The 1,297-nt window shown below is 60.8% G+C and carries 1 protein-coding gene; it reads left to right on the forward strand.

All coding sequences use genetic code 11. The features are described from left to right. Positions 1 to 69: 69 nt before the first annotated feature. A protein-coding gene (locus E3T37_RS07345; protein ID WP_134366157.1) for an IS3 family transposase occupies positions 70 to 1,253 on the forward strand; the annotation gives its coding sequence in 2 pieces (ribosomal slippage) (positions 70 to 331 and positions 331 to 1,253; 1,185 coding nt in all). The last annotated feature ends 44 nt before the right edge of the window (positions 1,254 to 1,297 follow it).

The following is a 1,297-nucleotide window of genomic DNA, read 5'->3' on the forward strand; positions in this document are numbered from 1 at the left end:
TGACCTGCCGCGGAGTTCTCGGACAGTGGGCCCTCTTAAAATGAGGGACTACTGAAAGTAGAGATCAGCATGACCGCATCACGTCGGAAATTTACCCAGGAGTTCAAGGACGAGCTGTGCCGCGAGGTGATCAACACATCCAAACCAATCAAGGACGTGGCCACCGCATACGGCGTCGGCCCGGAGACTCTGCGCAACTGGTTGATCAAGTACCGCGAGGCCAACGGCGGCACGGAGGCGGATCTGACGGTGTCGGAACGGGCCCGGCTGAAAGAGCTCGAGCGTGAAGTTCAGGAGCTGCGGGCGGAGACCGCTTTCTTGAAAAAAGCCAGCGCTTACTTCGCCCGGGAGCAGCGGTAGTGAGCAAGTATGAATTCATCGATTCCCAAAAATCAGAGCCCGCCAACCTGAATTCGGTGGTGAAAATGTGCCTGTGGTTGACCGTCTCGACGTCCGGTTTCTATCACTGGGCCACGCGTCCGCAATCGGCCACCGCGGCCCGCCGGGAGACCCTGATAGCCCGGGTCCAATACTTCTTCGAGGAGTCCGAGGGCACCTACGGGTACCGGCGCATCCACGCCGACCTCGCCGCGGAAAAGACCGAGTGCTCACCCGAGCTGGTACGGCAGATCATGCGCCACCAGGGCCTGGTGGCCTGTCAGCCGCGCCCATTCCGCATCACCACCGCCGCTGACGCTGAGGCCGCCGCGAGCATGCCCGACCTCGTCAAACGGGACTTCACCGCCGACCGCCCCGGGGTGAAGTTCGTCGGCGACATCACCTACATCCACACCTGGCAAGGGTTCATCTACCTGGCCACCGTCATCGACTGCTACTCCAAGAAAGTCGTCGGCTGGTCCATCGCCGATCACATGCGCACCGAGCTCGTCGCCGACGCTCTCAAGAACGCCGCCGCAACGAGCCAGATCGAGCCTGACGCGATCTGGCACTCCGATCGGGGCAGTGTCTACACCTCGACCGATTTCAGGGCCTTGGTGACTAGCCTGGGCATGCGCTCGTCGATGGGACGCACGGGCGTGTGCTGGGACAACAGCATGGCGGAATCGTTCTTCTCGATGCTCAAGAACGAGCGCGTCTACCGGACCGTTTATGCGACCAAATCACAAGCTCGCAGCGACGTCATTCGCTACATCGAGGGGTTTTACAACAGCCGGCGTCGGCACTCCGCTCTCGGTTACCGGCGTCCTAACGAAGTCCACTATGGTTATCAACAGTCAGCCCTGGCAGCGTAGAAGAATCCACTAATTCCGCTGTCCGAAATCCCCGCAGCAGCTCA

This window comes from Cryobacterium sp. TMT2-10, assembly GCF_004403075.1.
GTDB lineage: Bacteria > Actinomycetota > Actinomycetes > Actinomycetales > Microbacteriaceae > Cryobacterium > Cryobacterium shii.